The organism is Kitasatospora sp. NBC_00374 (assembly GCF_041434935.1).
Lineage (GTDB): Bacteria > Actinomycetota > Actinomycetes > Streptomycetales > Streptomycetaceae > Kitasatospora.
Window position 1 is genome coordinate 2,369,715 of sequence record NZ_CP107964.1, and the last position, 18,336, is coordinate 2,388,050.

Annotated in this window: 14 protein-coding genes; 6 read left to right on the forward strand and 8 right to left on the reverse strand. The window is 73.0% G+C overall.

Features of this window, described 5'->3' with window-relative positions; all coding sequences use genetic code 11:
- Positions 1-98 precede the first annotated feature (98 nt).
- Positions 99-1,184 (forward strand): LacI family DNA-binding transcriptional regulator, encoded by a 1,086-nt coding sequence (locus OG871_RS10590; RefSeq protein WP_371496256.1) that lies wholly within the window; start codon positions 99-101, stop codon positions 1,182-1,184.
- A 267-nt stretch (positions 1,185-1,451) separates the two neighbouring features.
- Positions 1,452-1,874, forward strand: a complete 423-nt coding sequence (locus OG871_RS10595; RefSeq protein ID WP_371496258.1) for an ASCH domain-containing protein — start codon at positions 1,452-1,454, stop codon at positions 1,872-1,874.
- A 37-nt stretch (positions 1,875-1,911) separates the two neighbouring features.
- Here the strand turns inward: OG871_RS10595 and OG871_RS10600 are convergent, their stop codons facing one another.
- Positions 1,912-4,812: a glycosyl hydrolase gene (locus OG871_RS10600; protein WP_371496259.1), complete on the reverse strand. Its 2,901-nt coding sequence runs from the start codon at positions 4,810-4,812 to the stop codon at positions 1,912-1,914.
- Between the two features lie 288 nt (positions 4,813-5,100).
- Between OG871_RS10600 and OG871_RS10605 the strand changes: the two genes are divergently transcribed.
- The 4 genes from OG871_RS10605 to OG871_RS10620 all read left to right on the forward strand — a co-directional run bounded on the left by OG871_RS10605 (position 5,101) and on the right by OG871_RS10620 (position 9,720).
- Entirely contained in the window at positions 5,101-6,408 is a 1,308-nt protein-coding gene (locus OG871_RS10605) for an extracellular solute-binding protein (RefSeq protein WP_371496260.1), read from the forward strand.
- A gap of 77 nt (positions 6,409-6,485) precedes the next feature.
- Positions 6,486-7,424, forward strand: a complete 939-nt coding sequence (locus OG871_RS10610) for a carbohydrate ABC transporter permease (protein ID WP_371496262.1) — start codon at positions 6,486-6,488, stop codon at positions 7,422-7,424.
- A 5-nt stretch (positions 7,425-7,429) separates the two neighbouring features.
- Complete coding sequence (locus OG871_RS10615; protein WP_371503269.1) at positions 7,430-8,266, forward strand: carbohydrate ABC transporter permease; 837 nt, start codon at positions 7,430-7,432, stop codon at positions 8,264-8,266.
- Between the two features lie 29 nt (positions 8,267-8,295).
- Positions 8,296-9,720 carry a GH1 family beta-glucosidase gene (locus OG871_RS10620; protein ID WP_371496264.1) on the forward strand — a complete coding sequence of 475 codons (1,425 nt, stop codon included), beginning with the start codon at positions 8,296-8,298 and terminating at the stop codon, positions 9,718-9,720.
- Positions 9,721-9,820: 100 nt separating this feature from the next.
- Here the strand turns inward: OG871_RS10620 and rsgA are convergent, their stop codons facing one another.
- The 7 genes from rsgA to OG871_RS10655 form a co-directional block, all read right to left on the reverse strand.
- Positions 9,821-10,912, reverse strand: a complete 1,092-nt coding sequence (gene rsgA, locus OG871_RS10625; protein WP_371496266.1) for a ribosome small subunit-dependent GTPase A — start codon at positions 10,910-10,912, stop codon at positions 9,821-9,823.
- Positions 10,913-11,190: 278 nt separating this feature from the next.
- Positions 11,191-12,156, reverse strand: a complete 966-nt coding sequence (locus tag OG871_RS10630; protein ID WP_371496268.1) for a quinone oxidoreductase — start codon at positions 12,154-12,156, stop codon at positions 11,191-11,193.
- Between the two features lie 32 nt (positions 12,157-12,188).
- Positions 12,189-13,598, reverse strand: coding sequence for an aspartate aminotransferase family protein (locus tag OG871_RS10635; RefSeq protein ID WP_371496270.1), 1,410 nt, complete (start codon positions 13,596-13,598; stop codon positions 12,189-12,191).
- A 5-nt stretch (positions 13,599-13,603) separates the two neighbouring features.
- On the reverse strand, positions 13,604-14,965 hold the full coding sequence (locus OG871_RS10640; protein ID WP_371496272.1) for a methylaspartate mutase: 1,362 nt from the start codon (positions 14,963-14,965) through the stop codon (positions 13,604-13,606).
- Between the two features lie 13 nt (positions 14,966-14,978).
- Positions 14,979-15,407, reverse strand: a complete 429-nt coding sequence (locus tag OG871_RS10645) for a cobalamin-dependent protein (RefSeq protein WP_371496274.1) — start codon at positions 15,405-15,407, stop codon at positions 14,979-14,981.
- A gap of 105 nt (positions 15,408-15,512) precedes the next feature.
- Complete coding sequence (locus tag OG871_RS10650; RefSeq protein ID WP_371496276.1) at positions 15,513-16,733, reverse strand: fatty acid desaturase; 1,221 nt, start codon at positions 16,731-16,733, stop codon at positions 15,513-15,515.
- 54 nt (positions 16,734-16,787) lie between these two features.
- Entirely contained in the window at positions 16,788-18,308 is a 1,521-nt protein-coding gene (locus OG871_RS10655; RefSeq protein ID WP_371496278.1) for an aspartate aminotransferase family protein, read from the reverse strand.
- Positions 18,309-18,336: the final 28 nt, after the last annotated feature.

Here is an 18,336-nt window from a genome sequence, read left to right on the forward strand (position 1 = left end):
GCGGACGGCAACGCGCGATACCGGACGGCCGCGAGCGCCGCGCGGCGGGTCGCAGAGCGTCACAGAGAGTGGTGGACAGTCGTGGAGAGGAGCGCACGGTGACCGAACCGTCGGGGCAGCAGCAGTCGGCCGGGATCGTCGGAGGCGCCGCCGCGCGGCCCACCCTGGAGTCGGTCGCCGAGCTGGCGGGCGTCTCCCGGGCGACCGCCTCCCGGGTGGTGAACGGCGGGGCGGGCGTGCGCGAGGCCCTCCAGGAGAAGGTCCGCCGTGCGGTGGACGAGCTCGGGTACGTCCCCAACCTGGCCGCCCGCACCCTGGTCACCCGACGCAACCAGGCGGTCGCCGTGGTGGTCGCCGAACCGGAGAGCCGGATCTTCTCCGACCCGTTCTTCGCCCAGCACCTGCGCGGCATCAGCCGCGAACTCTCGGCGGCCGACAACCAGATGGTGCTGCTGATGATCGAGGAGCAGCGCGACTACGACCGGGTGGGCCGCTACCTGGCCGGCGGCCACGTGGACGGCGTCCTGCTGTTCTCGCTGCACCGCTCGGACCCGCTGCCGCAGATCGCCCGGCGGGTCGGCCTGCCGTTCGTGGTCGGCGGCCGGCCCGGCTGGCCGGGCGCCGAGTCCGACCACGAGCTGGTGTACGTGGACAGCGACAACCGGGGCGGTGCCCGCCAGGCCGTCCAGCACCTGCGGGAGCTCGGGCGCGCCCGGATCGCCACCATCACCGGCCCGCTCGACCAGACCTCCTCGGTCGACCGCCTGGACGGCTACCGCGACCTGCTGCCCGACGGCGACCCGGCGCTGATCGCCGAGGGCGACTTCACCCCGGACGGCGGCGGCCGGGCGATGGCCGAACTGCTGGCCCGCCGGCCGGATCTGGACGCGGTCTTCGCCGCCTCGGACTCGATGGCCTCCGGCGCGCTGCGGGTCCTGCGCGCGGCCGGGCGCCGGGTGCCCGAGGACGTCGCGGTGGTCGGCTTCGACGACGTCGAGTCGGTGGCCGCCTGGACCGAGCCACCCCTGACCACCGTCCGGCAGGACATCGAGGAGATGGGGCGGCTGATGGCCCGGATGCTGCTGCGGCACCTCTCCGGTGAGCCGGAGCAGGCGGTCGGCCGCGGCGCGGCGCCGACGTCGGTGATCATCCCGACCCGTCTGGTCCGGCGGGAGTCGGCCTGACCTGCCAGAGCCGGTTCCGTCCACGCCCCTGGACGCCCCCGGGCCCGCGCCCACCGCACCGCCGCCGCCTTCCGCCGGATCGCCCGACCGGCACGCGGCCACCCCGGAGCGGCACGCCCGACGGTCCGACCCGCACTTGCCGTCCCCGCACGAGGCCGCCCGCCGGCCCCCTGCTGCTCGGTGACTCCGCCCTGCGCGCGGACGACGAGGCACTGACGGCCGGAAAATCCCGGGCACGCCCGTGCCCGGCGTCATACGGTCGGCCTCATGAGCGATGACCGATACGCCGGCCTGCCGAAGGCCGAGTTCGCCTTCCCCGGGCCGCTGCGGGACCAGTTGGTGGCCGCGATCCTCAGCGGCGAGAAGACCAGTACCACCGGCCTGATGGCCGAGTACCGCGCACTGGGCGAGTCACTGCCGGCCCCCGGCGGCCGGCAGGTGGTGGTGGACTCGGACGACCTTCCGGTGGCGGTGATCGAGGTGACCGAGGTGCGGGTGGTCCCGCTCGGTGAGGTCGACCTGCAGCACGCCCTCGACGAGGGCGAGGGACTGCGGACGGTGGCCGAGTGGCGGGCCGTGCACGAGAAGTACTGGCGCAGCCCGGAGATGCTGGCGGAGCTGGCGGAGCCGGAGTTCACCGTGGACGACGCCACCGAGGTGGTGCTGGAGCGGTTCCGGGTGGTCCGGTAGCCGGGCGGCCACCGGGCCACCCGGCCACCGGCGGACGTCAGTTGAAGGGGATCCGCAGGACCGAGGCGCTGCCCTGGGCCTGGGTCGCGCCGACCCGCAGCTGGGACGGGACGTTGCCGATCGCCGACCAGACCTCCACCCGGACGGTCCCGTGGGTGAGGGTGCCGAGCGTGCCGGTCGCGTTGGCCAGGCCCGCGCCTGCGCCCGAGTAGCGTTCCCAGCCGGCCACCGGGTCGGTCGCGAAGTAGCGGTAGGTCTCGACCCGGTCGAAGGCGCCGTCGCCGGTGAGGTCGTAGGAGACCCGGACCTGCTGCCCGAGGCCGACCGCGGAGCCGGCGTCCAGGTAGAGGTCGAAGTCGGTGCTCGCACCGGGCTTGAGGGTGCCGCTGAGGTTGCGGATCTCGTAGACCTTGGCCTGGTACGGCGTGCCGTCGTGGTTGCCACCGCCGGCCGAGGGCACGGTGTCCGTCGCGGCGGCGCTGCCGTAGGCGGTGGTGAGGGTGCCGGCGGGCTGGAGGTAGAAGGTGTTCCCGCTGCCGGCCGGCACCGACGGTGACGGTGACGGCGACGGCGACGACGAGCCCGACGGCGAGGACGAGGGAGACGGGGACGGAGAAGGCGACGGCGGGTCGGTCGGCCCGCCCGTGCCGCCGTCCTGGAAGGCGCCGCGCTCGCTGGCCGCCGAGCGGGCCGGCACGGTCAGCGTGTAGCCGTCGGAGAAGCGGACGGTCCGGGTGGCCGTGGTGTAGTTGTGGGCCACGTGGGTGCGGGTGGCGCCGTTGGCGAAGACGGCGGCCGTCGGGGTGTCGGCGGTGGTGGCGGGGTCGAGGGTGCCGAGCGCGGCGAGGGCGTAGATCCAGTGGTAGGTGTGTGCCCTGGACTCGCCCTCCTCCGGCGTGTAGCCGCCGTTGCCGCTGTCCCAGGCGGCCTTGGCGGCGGCCGGGTCGGCGAGGGCCTGGAACTCCCAGAGCAGGTCGCGCCAGTCGGTGAGGACCCCGCCGTTGTTCGCCTTGAGTTCGGCCAGGTTGGCCCGGATCTCGTCCTGGCGGCGGGCCAGGTAGAGCGAACCTCCGGTGACGGGCAGCACGTTGATGCCGTGGATCATGCCGGGTGCCGCGGTCCACCAGGTGGAGTAGGCGGCGCCGCTGCCCCAGACCATCCCGACGGTGTCGTGGCCGAAGGCGGCCGGGAAGTTGGCGTGGTCGGCGTCGAACCAGTACTGCTCGACCGCGTTCGCCTCGGTGGTGTAGAGGTAGACGCCGAGGTCGCGCAGGGTGGTGTCGCCGGTGGCGGAGCCGTAGAGGATCAGCCCGGCGCTGAAGTTGAGCGACTCGGAGGAGGACTCCTGGTTGTTGCCCGCGGCGAAGGCCGCGTGGCCGGCGGCCCAGCCGTGGCCGGCGTAGACGTCGAAGTTGCGCAGCAGCGGGAAGCGGGTGTCGGCGCGGTCGGCGTTGGCGGCGTCCTTGGCGAGCATCCTGACCATGCCGCCCCAGGCGGAGTCGGCGGCCCAGGCGCTGTCGTAGCGGGCGACGGTGGCGGCGGCCTGGATGAAGTACCCGTAGTGGAAGTGGTGGTCGTTGAGTTCGCCGTCGGTGCCGTAGGAGGCGGGGTAGCCGATCAGGGTCTTCCACACCGTGTCGTAGGCGAAGCCGGGTGAGCCGGTGCCCTTGAACCAGGTCTGCAGCTTCCCCTTGATCAGGCCGAGCAGCTTGTCCCTGGTCGCGGCGTCGCCCAGCTGGTCGGCGACGGGGACGAGTTGGGCGAGCCGGCCGAGGGCCTTGCCGGTCCAGTAGGTGTCGGTGGCGCCCGCGAACGGGTCGGCGGCGTCGGCCTCCTGGCGGACCAGCGCGCCGAGGGCCGCCCGGTCGTGGCCGCCGACGTCCGGCAGCGAGGGCAGGACGCCGCCGACGCTCTGCACGGTGGTGAAGCCGCCGCCCTGGCGGACCTTCATCTGCCCGCGCGGCGACACGTAGGTGAGCGCGGTCAACGGGTCGGCGGTGGCCCGCCACTGGTGCGGGTAGAGCGCGAGCAGGGTGCCGCTCTGGGTGCCCTCCTGGGCGGTGGTGGTGGCGGTGTACGTGGTGGTGAGGGTGCCCGCCGCGGGCTGGTAGCTCCAGTCGGCCCTGGTGTCGGTGACGAAGCTGTACGCGTAGGTGCGGAAGAGCGCCAGGTCGGACTGGGCGGGCAGGACGGCGACGGAGTAGTAGTCCTTGGCGCCGAGCGCGGCGCTCAGGGTGGTGCCGTTGACGTTCCAGCTGGTGCCGGTGGGGGCGAACAGGCCGTAGTTGTGGCCACCCACGGTGATGCCGAGGACGTTGCCCTGATTGGCGAAGACGGTGGGGGCGGCGGCCGTGGTGATCTGGGCCGCGCCGCCGGTGGCGTGGGCGTAGACGTAGGGCAGGCCGTGTCCGACGGTGGCGCTGAAGGTGTGTGCGCCGTCGGCCCAGTACGGGGTGACGGTCCAGTCGGTCCAGCCGTCGACCTTGGTGTCCGGGGAGTTGAGACCGGCCACGCCGAGGGTGAGGTCCCGGGTGTGGGTGTAGTCGTACTGGCGCCCGTCCGGGGTGATGGTCGGGGTGGTGGGGTAGCCGACCTCCAGTCCGCCGGCGACCGCCTTGAAGGTGAGCGGGTGGCCGTACATGTTCTCCGAGTACGGGTTGCCCGCGTAGCGCTGGAAGACCAGGGAGGACCACCAGTCGTTGGTCGGCACGGCCTTGCCGGCCATCCGCGGGGTGACCTTGGGCGCGACGGGCGCGCCGTCGGAGTTGCTCGGGCCGACCGTGCCGGCGGGGCGGCTGTCGCTGTAGCCGCCGAGGCCGACGGGGACGGTCGCGGCGGCGGCGCTGCCCGCGCCGACGGTCGCGGCCAGCGCGGCCGCGGCGGCGAGCGCCAGCGCCGTGACGGCGGCTGCCGGGCGGCGCACGGATCTGAGCTTCATGGATCCACCTCGGGTGGGGGGACGGTGGGTGCGAGCACCGCATGAGAGCGCTCTCAGCGTTGGGACGCTAGAGCCACCGAAAGCCACTGTCAACGCTCCGGACACAATCCCCGCCTTCACCCTCTGAACGCGGTTCGGCGCCAACCCCGAAGATTACGTTCGGGTTTCGGGCCCTTGACGAGCGTGAACGCCACCGGGCACTCTCCTGACATCGCATTGAGAGCGCTCTCAGAACTTCCCGGCACCTACGCCGCCACCCACCGACCTGCTGCGCCAGGAGGCACCCCCATGCGCCCGTTCAGAAGCCGCACCACCGCCGCCGCTCTCGGATCCACCGCACTCGCCGCCGCCCTGCTGCTCACCGGCTGCGGATCCGGCGGCCCGGCCTCCAAGGACACCGCCGCCGACGCCAAGGTCACCCTCACGGTGGACCTCTTCGGCACCTTCGGTTTCAAGGAGAGCGGCCTCTACGACGAGTACTCCAAGCTCCACCCCAACGTCACCATCAAGCAGACCGACACCCAGGACGAGGCCCAGTACTGGCAGGCGCTGCAGACCAAGCTCGCGGGCGGCGGCGGCCTCGCCGACGTCCAGGGCCTGGAGGTCGGCCGGGCGGCGAGCGTGGTGCAGAAGCAGGCGGACAAGTTCACCGACCTGAAGACCCTCGGCCTCGGCGGGGTCAACGACGAGCTGGTGCCGTGGAAGGGTGCCGCCGTCAAGACCGCCGACGGCCGGGTGCTGGGCGCCGGCACCGACATCGGCCCGGAGGCGATCTGCTACCGCACCGACCTCTTCAAGGCCGCCGGCCTGCCCACCGACCGCACCGAGCTGGCCGCCAAGTGGTCCACCTGGCAGGGCTACCTGGACCTCGGCAAGACGTACGCCGGCAAGGCCGAGCCCGGCAACGCCTGGACCGACAGCGCGGCCGGCATGTTCACCGCCGAGGTCGGCCAGCAGAAGGTCCGGTACGCCGACGAGAGCGGGAAGCCCGTCTTCGACACCAGCGCGGCCGTCAGGACCGCCTGGACGGACGCCAACCGGCTGGTGGCCGACGGCCTGTCCGCCAAGCTGCCGCAGTGGACCCCGGAGTGGAACAAGGCCTTCACCACCGGCAAGTTCGCCACCCTCAGCTGCCCCGCCTGGATGATCGGCTACATCAAGGGCCAGGCCGGTGACGCCGGCACGGGCAAGTGGGACATCGCCCCCGGCCCCGGCAAGACCGGCAACTGGGGCGGCTCGTACCTGACGATCCCGCGTACCGCCAAGCACCCGAAGGAGGCCGCCGAGCTGGTCAAGTGGCTCACCGCCAAGGAGCAGCAGGCCAAGCTCTTCACCAAGCAGGGCTCCTTCCCGTCCAGCACCGGGGCGCAGGCCGAGATCAAGGCCACCACGGACCCGTACTTCAACAACGCCCCGATCGGCCAGATCTTCAGCGAGTCGGCCGCCAACATGCCCGCCCAGGTGCTCGGCACCGAGGACGGCGTGATCGGCAAGGCCTTCACCGACGCCCTGGGCGAGGTGGAGCGCACCGCCACCGCTCCGGACACCGCCTGGCAGCACGCCATGGACAACATCAGGAAGGCCAACGGCAACTGACCCGCCGGCAGCCACCCGCTCCCGGCCCGGCCGGCCGTCGCCGGCCCGGGCCGGGAGCCCCGTCGAAGGACTCCTCCATGGCCATCTCCTCCGCCCGGCTGCCCGCCGTGGCATCCGCCGGGCCCCGGCCCCGGCGGGCCGGCCGGCTCGCCCCGTACGGCTTCGTCGCCCCCTTCTTCGTCCTGTTCGCGGCCTTCGGCCTGTTCCCGCTGCTCTACACCGCGTACGTCTCACTGCACCGGGTCGAGCTGCAGACGGCGGACCGGATGGACTGGCTCGGGCTGCAGAACTACACCCGCCTCCTCGAGGACCCGTTCTTCTGGAACGCGCTGCGCAACACCTTCACCATCGGGGTGCTCTCCACCGTCCCGCAGCTGCTGATGGCGCTGGGCCTGGCCCATCTGCTCAACTACCGGCTGCGCGGCCGGACGTTCTTCCGGGTCGCGATGCTGATGCCGTACGCGACCTCGGTGGCCGCCGCGACCCTGGTGTTCGCGCAGCTCTTCGGCCGGGACTACGGCCTGATCAACTGGGCGCTCGGCAGCGTCGGACTGGACCCGGTGGACTGGCAGGCCGACACCTGGGCCTCGCAGTTCGGCGTCTCGGCCATCGTCACCTGGCGCTGGACCGGCTACAACGCGCTGATCTACCTGGCCGGCATGCAGGCCATCCCGGCCGACCTGTACGAGTCCGCGGCCGTGGACGGCGCCTCCCGCTGGCAGCAGTTCCGCCACATCACCGTGCCGGGCCTGCGGCCGACCATCGTCTTCACCGTGGTGGTGTCCACCATCGGCGCCACCCAGCTGTTCGGCGAACCGCTGCTGTACGAGGGCAACTCGGGCGGCGGCATCTCGCACCAGTACCAGACCCTCGGCCTCTACATGTACGAGCAGGGCTGGTCCTTCTTCCACCTGGGCCGGGCGGCCGCCGTGGCCTGGGTGATGTTCCTGCTGATCGTGGTGCTGGCCCTGGTCAACGCGGCCGTCGCCGCCCGTCGCAACCGTACGGACCGGTGATCGAGATGAAGCCCGCCAAGCGCTCCCCCCTGCAGGGCGGCCCGCTCGCCTACGCGGTGCTGGGCGTCGCCACCCTGCTGGCCGTGTTCCCGTTCTACTGGACCCTGGTGGCCGCCAGCCGGTCCAACTCCGAGCTCAGCGCGGCGACTCCGGCGCTGACCCCGGGGCCCAACCTGTTCCACAACCTCGGCGAGGCGCTGCAGCAGGCCGCCATCGGCACCGCGCTGCTCAACTCGCTGCTGGTCTCGTCCGTCGTGACGGCGGGCGTGGTGCTCTCCTCCACCCTGGCCGGGTTCGCCTTCGCCAAGCTGCGGTTCCGCGGCCGCGGGCTGCTGCTCGCCGTCACCGTCGGCACGATGATGATCCCGCCGCAGCTCGGCGTGATCCCGCTGTTCATGGTGATCGTCAAGCTGGACCTGCAGAACAAGCTGCCGGCCGTCGTGCTGCCCTCGCTGGTGTCGGCCTTCGGGGTGTTCTTCATGCGGCAGTTCCTGCTCCAGGCGCTGCCCGACGAGCTGATCGAGGCCGGCCGGGTCGACGGCGCCTCGCTGCTGCGGATCTTCCGGTCGATCGTGCTGCCGGTGGCCCGCCCGGGGATGGCCGTGCTCGGCATGCTGACCTTCATGGCCACCTGGAACGACTTCTTCTGGCCGATCGTCGCGCTCAGCTCGCAGAACCCCACGGTACAGGTGGCGCTCAAGTCCCTCGGCCAGGGCTACGTGCCCGACCAGTCCATCGTCATGGCGGGCACCCTGCTCGGGACCCTGCCCGTGCTGGTGGTCTTCGCCCTGCTCGGCCGCCAGATCGTCGGCGGCATCATGCAGGGCGCGGTCAAGGGATGAACACTCAACTCACGATCTTGGAAGGCGAGATGACAGTCGAAGCCCTGCCCTCCCCGGTCCGCACCGGCTTCCCCGCCGACTTCGTCTGGGGCGCGGCCACCGCCGCGTACCAGATCGAGGGCGCGGCGGCGCTGGACGGCCGCACGCCGTCCATCTGGGACACCTTCAGCCACACCCCCGGCAAGGTCCGCAACGGGGACACCGGCGACATCGCCGCGGACCACTACCACCGATACCGCGAGGACATCGCCCTGATGTCCGAACTCGGCCTGGGCGCCTACCGGTTCTCGCTGTCCTGGCCACGGGTGCGGCCGGGCGGACAGGGGCCCGCCAACCGGGCCGGGCTGGACTTCTACGACCGCCTGGTGGACGAGCTGCTGGCCAACGGCGTCACCCCCGTCGCCACCCTCTACCACTGGGACCTGCCGCAGGAGCTGGAGGACGAAGGCGGCTGGACCGACCGGGACACCGCGTACCGCTTCGCCGAGTACGCCGCGATCGCCGCCGAGGCGCTCGGCGACCGGGTCCCCACCTGGACCACCCTCAACGAGCCCTGGTGCAGCGCCTTCCTCGGCTACGGCAACGGCGTGCACGCACCCGGGCGCACCGACCCGGTGGCGGCCCTGACCGCCCACCACCACCTGCTGCTGGCGCACGGCCTGGGCACCGCCGCGCTGCGGTCCGCGCTGCCCGCCGGTGCGCAGGTCTCGCTCACCCTCAACCTGGCCGCGGTGCGCCCGCTCTCGACCGACCCCGGGGATCTCGACGCGGCCCGCCGGATCGACGGCCTGGCCAACCGGATCTTCCTGGACCCGGTCTTCCACGGCCGCTACCCCGCCGACGTGCTCGCCGACACCGCGCAGCTGACCGACTGGGCCTTCGTCCGGGACGGCGACCTGGCCGAGATCTCCCGCCCGATCGACTCGCTGGGGATCAACTACTACACCCCGACGGTGGTCGCGGCCGACGACCCGGCGGCGCCGGCCCCCCGCCAGGACGGCCACGCCGGCGAGCTCTCCCCGTGGCCCGCCGACCGGGGCGTGCGGTTCCTGCCGGCCGAGGGCAGCCGCACCGCGATGGGCTGGCCGGTGGACGCCGACGGCCTGTACGAGCTGCTCACCCGGCTGCGCGACGACCTGCCGGGCCTGCCGCTGCTGGTCACCGAGAACGGCGCCGCGTACGAGGACTACACCGACCCCTCGGGTGCGGTGCACGATCCGGAGCGGGTCGCGTACCTGCACGGACACCTGTCGGCGGTGCGCCGGGCGATGGCCGACGGCGCCCCGGTGCGCGGGTACTTCCTGTGGTCGCTGCTGGACAACTTCGAGTGGGCGTACGGGTACAGCAAGCGGTTCGGGATCGTGCACGTGGACTTCGCCAGCCAGCGTCGCACGCCCAAGGACAGCGCGCGCTGGTACGCCCGGGTGATCCGGACCGGTGACCTGCCGCAGTGACCGGGCCGACCCCCCGACGGCCGCGAGGCCGCCCCGAGACCTGACGGCCGGGGCGGCCTCGCGGCACGCACGGTGAGCGCTGCGGGTGGTGTGAGCGGTGTCAGCGGTGCCGGGTCGGGCTGTTCGGCCCGCGCATCGACTTGGTGATCGTCTTCCACTTCTGCAACTGCTCCTTGCGCAGCCGGGCGTCGGTGCGCGAGGCGATCCAGGCACCCTCCCGCTGGAGCTTGCGGTAGCTCTCCATCCGCCGGTACGGCAGGATGCCGTCCTCCAGCGCGGCCAGCACGGCGCAGCCCGGCTCGCTCTGGTGCCCGCAGTCGTCGAAGCGGCACTGCTCGGCGAGCTCCTCAATCTCGGAGAAGGCCTGGCCGAGGCCCTCGCCGCCGTAGAGGCCGACCTCCCGCAGACCGGGGGTGTCGATCACCAGGCCGCCGCCGGGCAGCGCGATGAGCTCGCGGGTGGTGGTGGTGTGCCGGCCCTTGCCGTCACTGTCGCGGGTCTGCTGGACGGTCATCACCTCCCGTCCGGCGAGCGCGTTGGTCAGGGTGGACTTGCCGGCTCCGGACTGCCCGATCAGGGCGCTGGAGCCGGGTGCGCAGGCACGCAGCACGTCGATGCCCTCGCCGGTCTCGGCGCTGACCGCGAGCACGGTCACGCCGGGCGCGATGTGCTCGACGTCGGCCCGGATGTGGTCGGCGTCGTCCACCAGGTCGGCCTTGGTGAGGACGACGACCGGTTCGGCGCCGGACTCCCAGGCCAGGGCGAGGAAGCGTTCGATCCGGCCGAGGTCGGGATCGAGGGCGAGCGAGACGGCGATCAGGACGGTGTCGATGTTGGCGGCCAGCACCTGGCCGTCCGAGCGACCGCCGGAGGCCTTGCGGACGATGGCGGTGGAGCGCGGCAGCAGGGCGCTGACGGTGGGCAGTGGGGCGGCGGCCAGGTCGACGGCGGCCCAGTCGCCGGTGCACGGGCCGTGCACCGGGTCGGAGCTGCCGACCGGCCGGGAGTCGGCGCGGACGGTGCGCAGTTCGCCGGTTTCGGGGTCGGCCAGCAGGACGTCGCAGCGTCCGCGGTCGACCCGGGCGATCCGCGCGGGGGTGAGACCCGCCTCGGCGAGGGGGGCGAATTCGGCGGCCCTGCTCTGGTCCCAGCCGTGGCCGGAGAGCGGGTGGGCAGCGGAAACGGAGTTCAACGGGGTGACCCTTCGGAGGGTGTGGCCCCGGCTGTGTGCGCGCACGGCGCGGCACGCACCGACGGTGCGTGGTGGAACAGCGGTTGGAGTCAGCCGGAGACCACGGAGATAAGAACAGTGGGCTTCTGAGCGCTCGCAGCACTCACCGTAACGACGGCCATCACGGTCCTCACCTCCTGATTCATTCCAAGCTGACGGGCGCGGCCCACCGCGGGCCGGTCCGAACACGGGAACCGTAGCCCGGCCGGGCGGTGGGCCGCCACCGATTTACCGCGCGGTCAGGAAAGAAGCAGCAGCTTTCCGGTGGTGGCGCGGGACTCCAGCAGTTCGTGCGCCTTGGCGGCCTCGTCGAGCGGGAGTTCGGCGTGGATCCTGGGGCGCAGCCGGCCGTCCGCCAGGTGGGCGAGGACGGCGGCGGCGGAGTCGGTGAGTGCCTGCCGGTCGCGGACGTGGTCGGCCAGGCTGGGCCGGGTGACCTTGAGCGAGCCGAGGGCGCGCAGCCGCTCCAGGTCGAACGGCGGGACCTTGCCGCTGGAGAGTCCGCACAGGACGAGCAGTCCGCGCGGGGCCAGGGCGTGCAGGCTGGACTCGAAGGTGTCGGCACCGACCGAGTCGTAGACGACGGTGGCGCCGCCGCCGGTCAGTTCCTCGATCTGGCGGCGCATGCGCTCGGGTTCCAGGTAGGGCAGGACGAAGTCGGCGCCGTGTTCGCGGGCGGTCTCCCGTTTGGCCTCGGTGGAGGCGGTGGCGAGCACGGTGGCGCCGCGGGCCGCCGCGAACTGGACCAGCAGCCCGCCGAGCCCGCCCGCGCCGGCGTGCACCAGGACGGTGTCCCCGGCGCCGATCGGGTGGGTGGTGTGGCTGAGGTAGTGGGCGGCGAGCCCCTGCAGCAGGACCGCGGCGGCGGCCCGGGAGGAGACCTCGGGCGGCACCGGTACGGCCTTGGCGGCGGGCAGGACGGCGTACTCGGCGTAGGCGCCGAGCGCCGTCGCGTAGGCCACCCGGTCGCCGGTGGCGAATCCGGCGCCGGGGCCGGCCTCGACGACCGTCCCGGCGGCCTCCTGGCCGGGGACCAGCGGGAGGGGGGCGGGGTAGGTGCCGTCGCGGTAGTAGACGTCGATGAAGTTGACGCCGACGGCCTCGTGCCGGACGAGGATCTCGCCCGGCCCGGGCGCGGGCGTCGCCACCTCGCGTGCGACCAGGACCTCGGGCCCGCCGGGTTGCTCCACCAGGGTCGCGCGCATGGCAATTCCTTTCGTCAGCAGCTGTGTTGATGTTACGTCAGATAGGAGTCCGCGACCGTGAGCGCCTCGTCGACGACGGCCAGGCCCTCGCGGGCCTCCTCCTCGCTGGTGGTGCAGGGCGGCAGGATGTGCAGGCGGTTGTAGTTGGCGAAGGGCCACACGCCGCGCTTGCGGCAGGCCGCCATCACCTGGTTGACGGGCTCCGCCTCGGCCGGGGTGGCGGCGTACGGGACGAGCATCTCCCGGCTCTCGCGGTCGCGGACCAGCTCCAGGGCCCACATCACGCCGAGGCCGCGGACCTCGCCGACCGAGGGGTGGCGCTCGGCGATCTCCCGCAGGCCGGGGCCGAGGACGTGCTCGCCGAGCCGGGCGGCGTTCTCCACGATGCCCTCGTCCTCCATGGCCCGGATGGTGGCGACGGCGGCGGCGCAGGCGAGCGGGTGCCCGGAGTAGGTCAACCCGCCCGGGTAGACCCGGTGTTCGAACTCGGCGGCGACCCGTTCGGAGATCAGCACCCCGCCGAGCGGGACGTAGCCGGAGTTGACGCCCTTGGCGAAGGTCATCAGGTCCGGCACCACGTCCCAGTTGTCGACCGCGAACCACCGGCCGGTGCGTCCGAAGCCGACCATCACCTCGTCGGTGATCAGCAGGACGCCGTACTCGTCGCAGAGCTGCCGGACGCCCGCCAGGTAGCCCGCCGGGGGCACCAGCACGCCGCCGGTGCCGATCACCGGTTCGAGCAGGACGGCGGCGATCGTCGACGGGCCCTCCATCCTGATCACCAGGTCGAGGTGGGCGAGGGCGCGCTCGCACTCCTCCTGCTCGGTGGTGGAGTTGAACGGCGAGCGGTAGAGGTAGGGGCCGAAGAAGTGGGCGACGCCGGCCGCGCCGGTGTCGGTGGCCCAGCGCCGGGGGTCACCGGTGAGGTGCATCGAGGTGGCGGTGGAGCCGTGGTACGAGCGGTACGCGGACAGGACCTTGGGGCGGCCGGTGGTCAGCCGGGCCATCCGGACGGCGTGTTCGTTGGCCTCGGTGCCGCCGTTGGTGAAGAAGACCTTGTCCAGGTCGCCGGGTGCGTGCGCGGCGACCAGCCCCGCCGCCTCGCTGCGCCGGTCGTTGGCGAAGTGCGGGGCGATGGTGCACAGGCGGGCGGCCTGCTCCTGGATCGCCTGGACGACCTTGGGGTGGGCGTGGCCGATGTTGAGGTTGACGAACTGGGACGAGAAGTCGAGGTAGCGGTTGCCCTCGTAGTCCCAGAAGTAGGAGCCGGCCGCGCCGGCCACCGGCACCGGGCTGATCTGCCCCTGCGCCGACCAGGAGTGGAAGACGTGCGCCCGGTCGGCGGCCCGGATCTCCTGGGCGAGTGCGGGGTCACGGTCCCGGGTGACGGCCCGGTCGAGGGCGGTGGTGGCGGCGGGGGTGTCGATGTCGTCGACGGTCATGGTGTTCACCTCGTGGGCTCAAGGAAGTAGTTGATGTCCGCGGTGACGCTCTCGATGATCCGGTCGGGGTCCGCCCTGGCTCCGAGCCGGCTCTCGTGGAAGTGCCGGGTCCGGGCGGAGAACGGCAGCCCGGCGTGGTGGAGGTAGCGGACGGCCCCGGAGGGGTCCCGGCCGGGGATGACCTCCGAGCGGGCGTGTCGGCTGGCGCTGAACGGGATGTCGAGCCGGCCTGCCGCGAAGGCCCGGGCGACGGCGCCGGCCAGGTCGTCGGCGCCGTCCTGCAGGACGGGCTCGACCAGTTCCTCGACCTCACGCCGGATCCAGTGCTCCTCCTCGGCGATCCGCTCCTCGTCGAGCCGGACGAAGTCCAGCAGTCCGGAGAGGGCGAGCGAGGTGGTGCGGATGCCGTGGGCGTTGGCGGCGGCGTCGGGGATGCCGTGCGCCTCCTGGTTGGTCTTGTTGATCACCTTGGTGGCGCGGCCCAGCCGGGCGACCAGCCCGCCGTAGAGGATCAGCTCGTCGGCGGCCCGCTCGGAGTGCGGGAAGACGCCCATGAACTGGTGCAGCACCGGGAAGACCTCGACCGAGTCCGGCAGGTAGCGGCGGGCCAGGGTGCGCACCGACCGCAGGGCGGCGATGTCCTGGTGCGCCTCGCCGCCCTGCGGGTAGGCGATCGACAGGCACCGCACGCCGGCCCGGGCCGCCAGTACGGCCTCCAGCAGGGTGAGGGCGAGGCTGATGGACGGCGGTACCAGGACGGCGGTCAGGGTGCCGAACAGTTCGCGGTCCACCACCACGCCCTGCTCGGCCAGCCGCCCGCAGGCCGCGTCCACCTGCTGCCAGGCGCGCAGCGAGCGCTCCAGCGGGACGTCCTTCGAGTAGGGGAGGTTGTAGGTCACGCCGCCCCCCTCGAAGGAGCTGATCCCGGAGGCCACCGTGACGGCGAACAGGTCGCGGGCGTCGGGCGATCCGTGCCGGACCTCCAGCGGGACGGCGACCGCCTCGTTGAGCTCGCGCCCGCGCTGCCAGCCGTGGGCGACCAGCGGGTAGCCGTTGAGGTCGCCGGGGCTCTCCAGGAGCAGCCGCCGGGCGGTGGCGAACTGCTTCAGCCGGGTGTACGAGTCGATGGTGAGGGTCAGGATGCCGGGCCCGGCCCGTTCCAGGGTGCGCAGCAGGGTGGTCATCTGCTCGTGGCCGCCGACCCCGCAGCGGGGCTGGACGACCGGCCGCCCGGTCCGGTCGGCCTCCCGCAGGACGTCGACGGCCAGGGGCTTTCCGCAGTCCCGGAGGTAGCCGACGGCCTCTGCGGCGGGCGGCAGGGACGCCGCCACCTCGGGGTGCAGCTCCAGTTCGTCGAACGCGGACACGGCACTCCCCCGGTCAGGCGCCGGCGAGCTGGGTCGCCCGGGCGGCGCTGATGAGGTCGAGCAGGACGGGCAGCTGGGTGGCGTCGGCGAGCAGGTGGTCGACGCCGAGGGAGCGCAGGCGTTCCTCCTCGTCGCCGTTCTTGCGGCTGCCGACGGAGAGGTTGCCGCCGACCACCACCGGGCAGTGCAGCAGGCCGCGGGCGCGCAGCTCGGGCAGGGTGCGCAGGTCCTGGTGGGCGTGGCCGTTGAGGCTGCCGATGACGACGGCCTCGGCGTGCGGGTGGGCGGCGTGGGCCTCGGCGAAGTCGGCGAGCGGGGTGCACACGCCGAGGTTGAGCACCTGGAGTCCGTGCAGGCGCAGTTGCATCGCGATCAGGTGGTTGGCGACGGCGTGGGCGTCACTCTCGGCCACGCCGAGGATGACCAGTCGGTCCTCGCTCATGGGTTCCTCTCAGGGGCGGACGGTGGTTCTCGGCCGGGCCGGCCGTGGCAGGCCGTGGTCGGCGCCGGTCGGCCGTGGTCGGCGCCGGCCTGCCGCGGCCGGGTCTCAGTCGTCGAAGGCGGCGAACAGCTCGCGTCCGCTGACCTCGGCGAGCCGGGCCGGGTCGTACTCGGCCGGGTCGGCCGCCGCCAGCGAGTCGAAGACCAGGTTGACGGCGGGGACCAGTCCCCAGACCTCCCGGTAGGGCGGCCAGCCGCGCCCGGGTGTGCGGTCGTCCGCGGCGCGCTCGAAGATGTACCCGGCCCAGCGGCGGCTCATCGGGTGGCGGTGGTGGAAGTCGTGGCACACGGTGTCCCCGGTGAGGACCAGGTAGCGGGCCGGGAAGTGGACCAGCAGCATCCTGGCCCACCAGCGGGTCCAGCCGAGCAGGCGGCGCGGGAGCGGCAGTCCCGGCGCCGGGGCGCGCTCGCCGAGGAAGATCGCGTTGGTGAGGCTGCCGAAGTAGGCCTTGCCGCGGCGCTCGGTGGTGTCGGCGGACGGGAAGGTGTGCTTCACGCACAGCCGCAGGGTGTTGCTGAGCTGGTAGAAGAAGGTGAGCGGCAGGACCCAGGCGACCAGCAGGAAGGTCCAGCCGTGCAGCCAGCCGGCCAGGGCGGCCGCCGCCGCGTACCCGGTGAGGGTGAGCGTGCGTTCGGTACGGGAGGCGGTCGACCAGTACGAGCGGGCGCGGGCGACCAGGAAGCGGGCGTGGAAGGACGGCGAGGCCAGTTTGCCGAGCAGCACCTTGCGCCACATCTGGCGTCGGGTCATGCCGGGACGCAGTTCCAGGCTGACCAGGAAGGCCTGCACGGTCGGGTCGCGCAGGGTCATGTGGTGCAGGGCGTGGTGGTCGGCGACGTGTTCGGTCCGGTACCGCTCGAAGTGCTGGATCATCAGGGTGGCGGCGATGATCCGGCCGAGCACGCGGTCCGGGCGCGGTCGGGCCCACATGTTCTGGTGGGCGCACTGGTGGAAGATCATCATTCGTAGGTTGCGCATGCCGTGCAGGGTCATGGCCCAGCCGACGGGCAGCAGCGCGAGCCACCCGCCGGCCAGGGTCAGGGCGGCGCCGGTGACGGCGAGGCCGCAGCCGATCGAGATCAGCGCGTTCAGCAGGTGGGCGGTGGGTGACAGCCGCACGGGGCGCTGGTCGGTGTGGGGTTTGCCGGTCAGGAAGGTCAGTGGCAGGGCGAGCACACCCGGGAGGGTGTGCATCGAGTCCCGGATCCCGGCCGCGTCGGCGCCGCGGCCGGCTCCCGGCTCGTAGCCCCGGTCGAGGAGTACCACGTGTCGTGCCCTTCTCGTGTCGAGGTCCGAGGTTCGCCTAGAGGTGACGTGCCGTCAGCTCTGCTGCTCGGCCAGGGCCTTGGCGGCGGTGTCGAGCACCGAGTCGATCACCAGGTCGAGGTCGGCGTCGGCCGTCGCGGGGTTGAGCATCATCAGCTTCAGGAAGACCGGCTGGGAGCCGTCCGCCCGCGGGACCCTGGTCCGGGCGAGCAGGGCGGTGCCCTCGGCCATCAGCCGGCGGCGCAGGGCGCCGTTGAAGGCGTCCGCGTCGATCCGGTCGTCGGCCGGCAGGTAGCGGAACAGCACGGTGCTGAAGGCGGGTTCGGCGGCCAGTTCCAGCCGCGGTTCGGCGGCGATCCGGGCGGCGGCGTGCCGGGCCTGGTCGTGGCAGCGGTCGACCATCGCGGCGAGCCCGTCCCGGCCCAGGGTGCGCAGGGTGACAGCGATCTTCAGGGCGTCGGAGCGCCGGGTGGCCTGGATCGAGGTGCCGTAGAGCCCGAAGTACCCGGCTTCCTTGTCGTCGCCGGCGTTCAGGGTCGTGGTCTGCTGGGCGAGCGGGCCGAACGAGTCGGCGTCCTTGACCAGGAAGATGCCGGAGGAGGCCGGGGTCCAGCCGAACTTGTGCAGGTCCATGGTGATGGAGTCGGCCTCGGCCAGGCCGTCCAGCATGCCGCGCAGCCGGGGCGAGAACAGCGCGCCGCCGCCGTAGGCGGCGTCCGCGTGCAGCCAGACGTTGTGCCGCCGGGCGATCTCGGCCAGCTCGGGGAGCGGGTCGACCCAGCCCTCGTCGGTGGAGCCGGCGCAGGCGATCAGGGCGATCGGCAGGACGTCGTCGCCGAGTTCGGCGAGCATCCGGTCGGTCTCCGCGGGGAGGATCCGGCCGACCAGGTCGGTGGGGACCCGCAGGATGGCGTCCTCGCCGATGCCGACGATGCCGGCGGCGCGGCCGATCGAGAAGTGGGTGGCCGGGGAGCAGAGCACGACCGGGCGGCGTTCCAGGGCGGCGATGCCGTCCTGGAAGGGGCGGCCGGCGCCGCGGCGGGCGGCGGTGTTGTCGCGGGCGGCGAGCAGCGCCATCAGGTTCGAGAGCGAGCCGCCCGCGGTGAGCGTGCCGCCCGAGCCGGGGCCGTAACCGGCCAGCCGGGTCAGCTCGCCGACCACGTACTTCTCCAGCTCCAGCGCGAACGGGCCGCTCTCCCAGGCGTGCAGTGACTGGTTGAGGGTCGCGGTGACCAGCTCGGCCGCGGCGGCGACCGTGGTCGGCGGGCACTGCATCCGGGCGACCGCCGCCGGGTGGGTCACGTCGACCGAGAACTCGGCGTAGGCCTCGATCAGTTCGCGGAACGCCGTCGCGGGTTCGGCGGGCTCGGCGGGCAGCAGCGGCCCGGCCAGCGCGCGGCGGGCGGCCTCGGCGGCGGCGGCCGGACCGCCCTCGCGGACCGGGCCGCCGCGGACGGTGTGCGCGGCGGCCAGCACGTCGATCGCGGTGTTGACCAGGGAGCGCAGCTCCTCCAGCCCTTCGACCGTTCCGGCCGGCCGGAACACGGACGTGCTCGCATGCTCGATCTTGACCATGGTGAAGCCCTCCTGGCGTGCGTCCGGT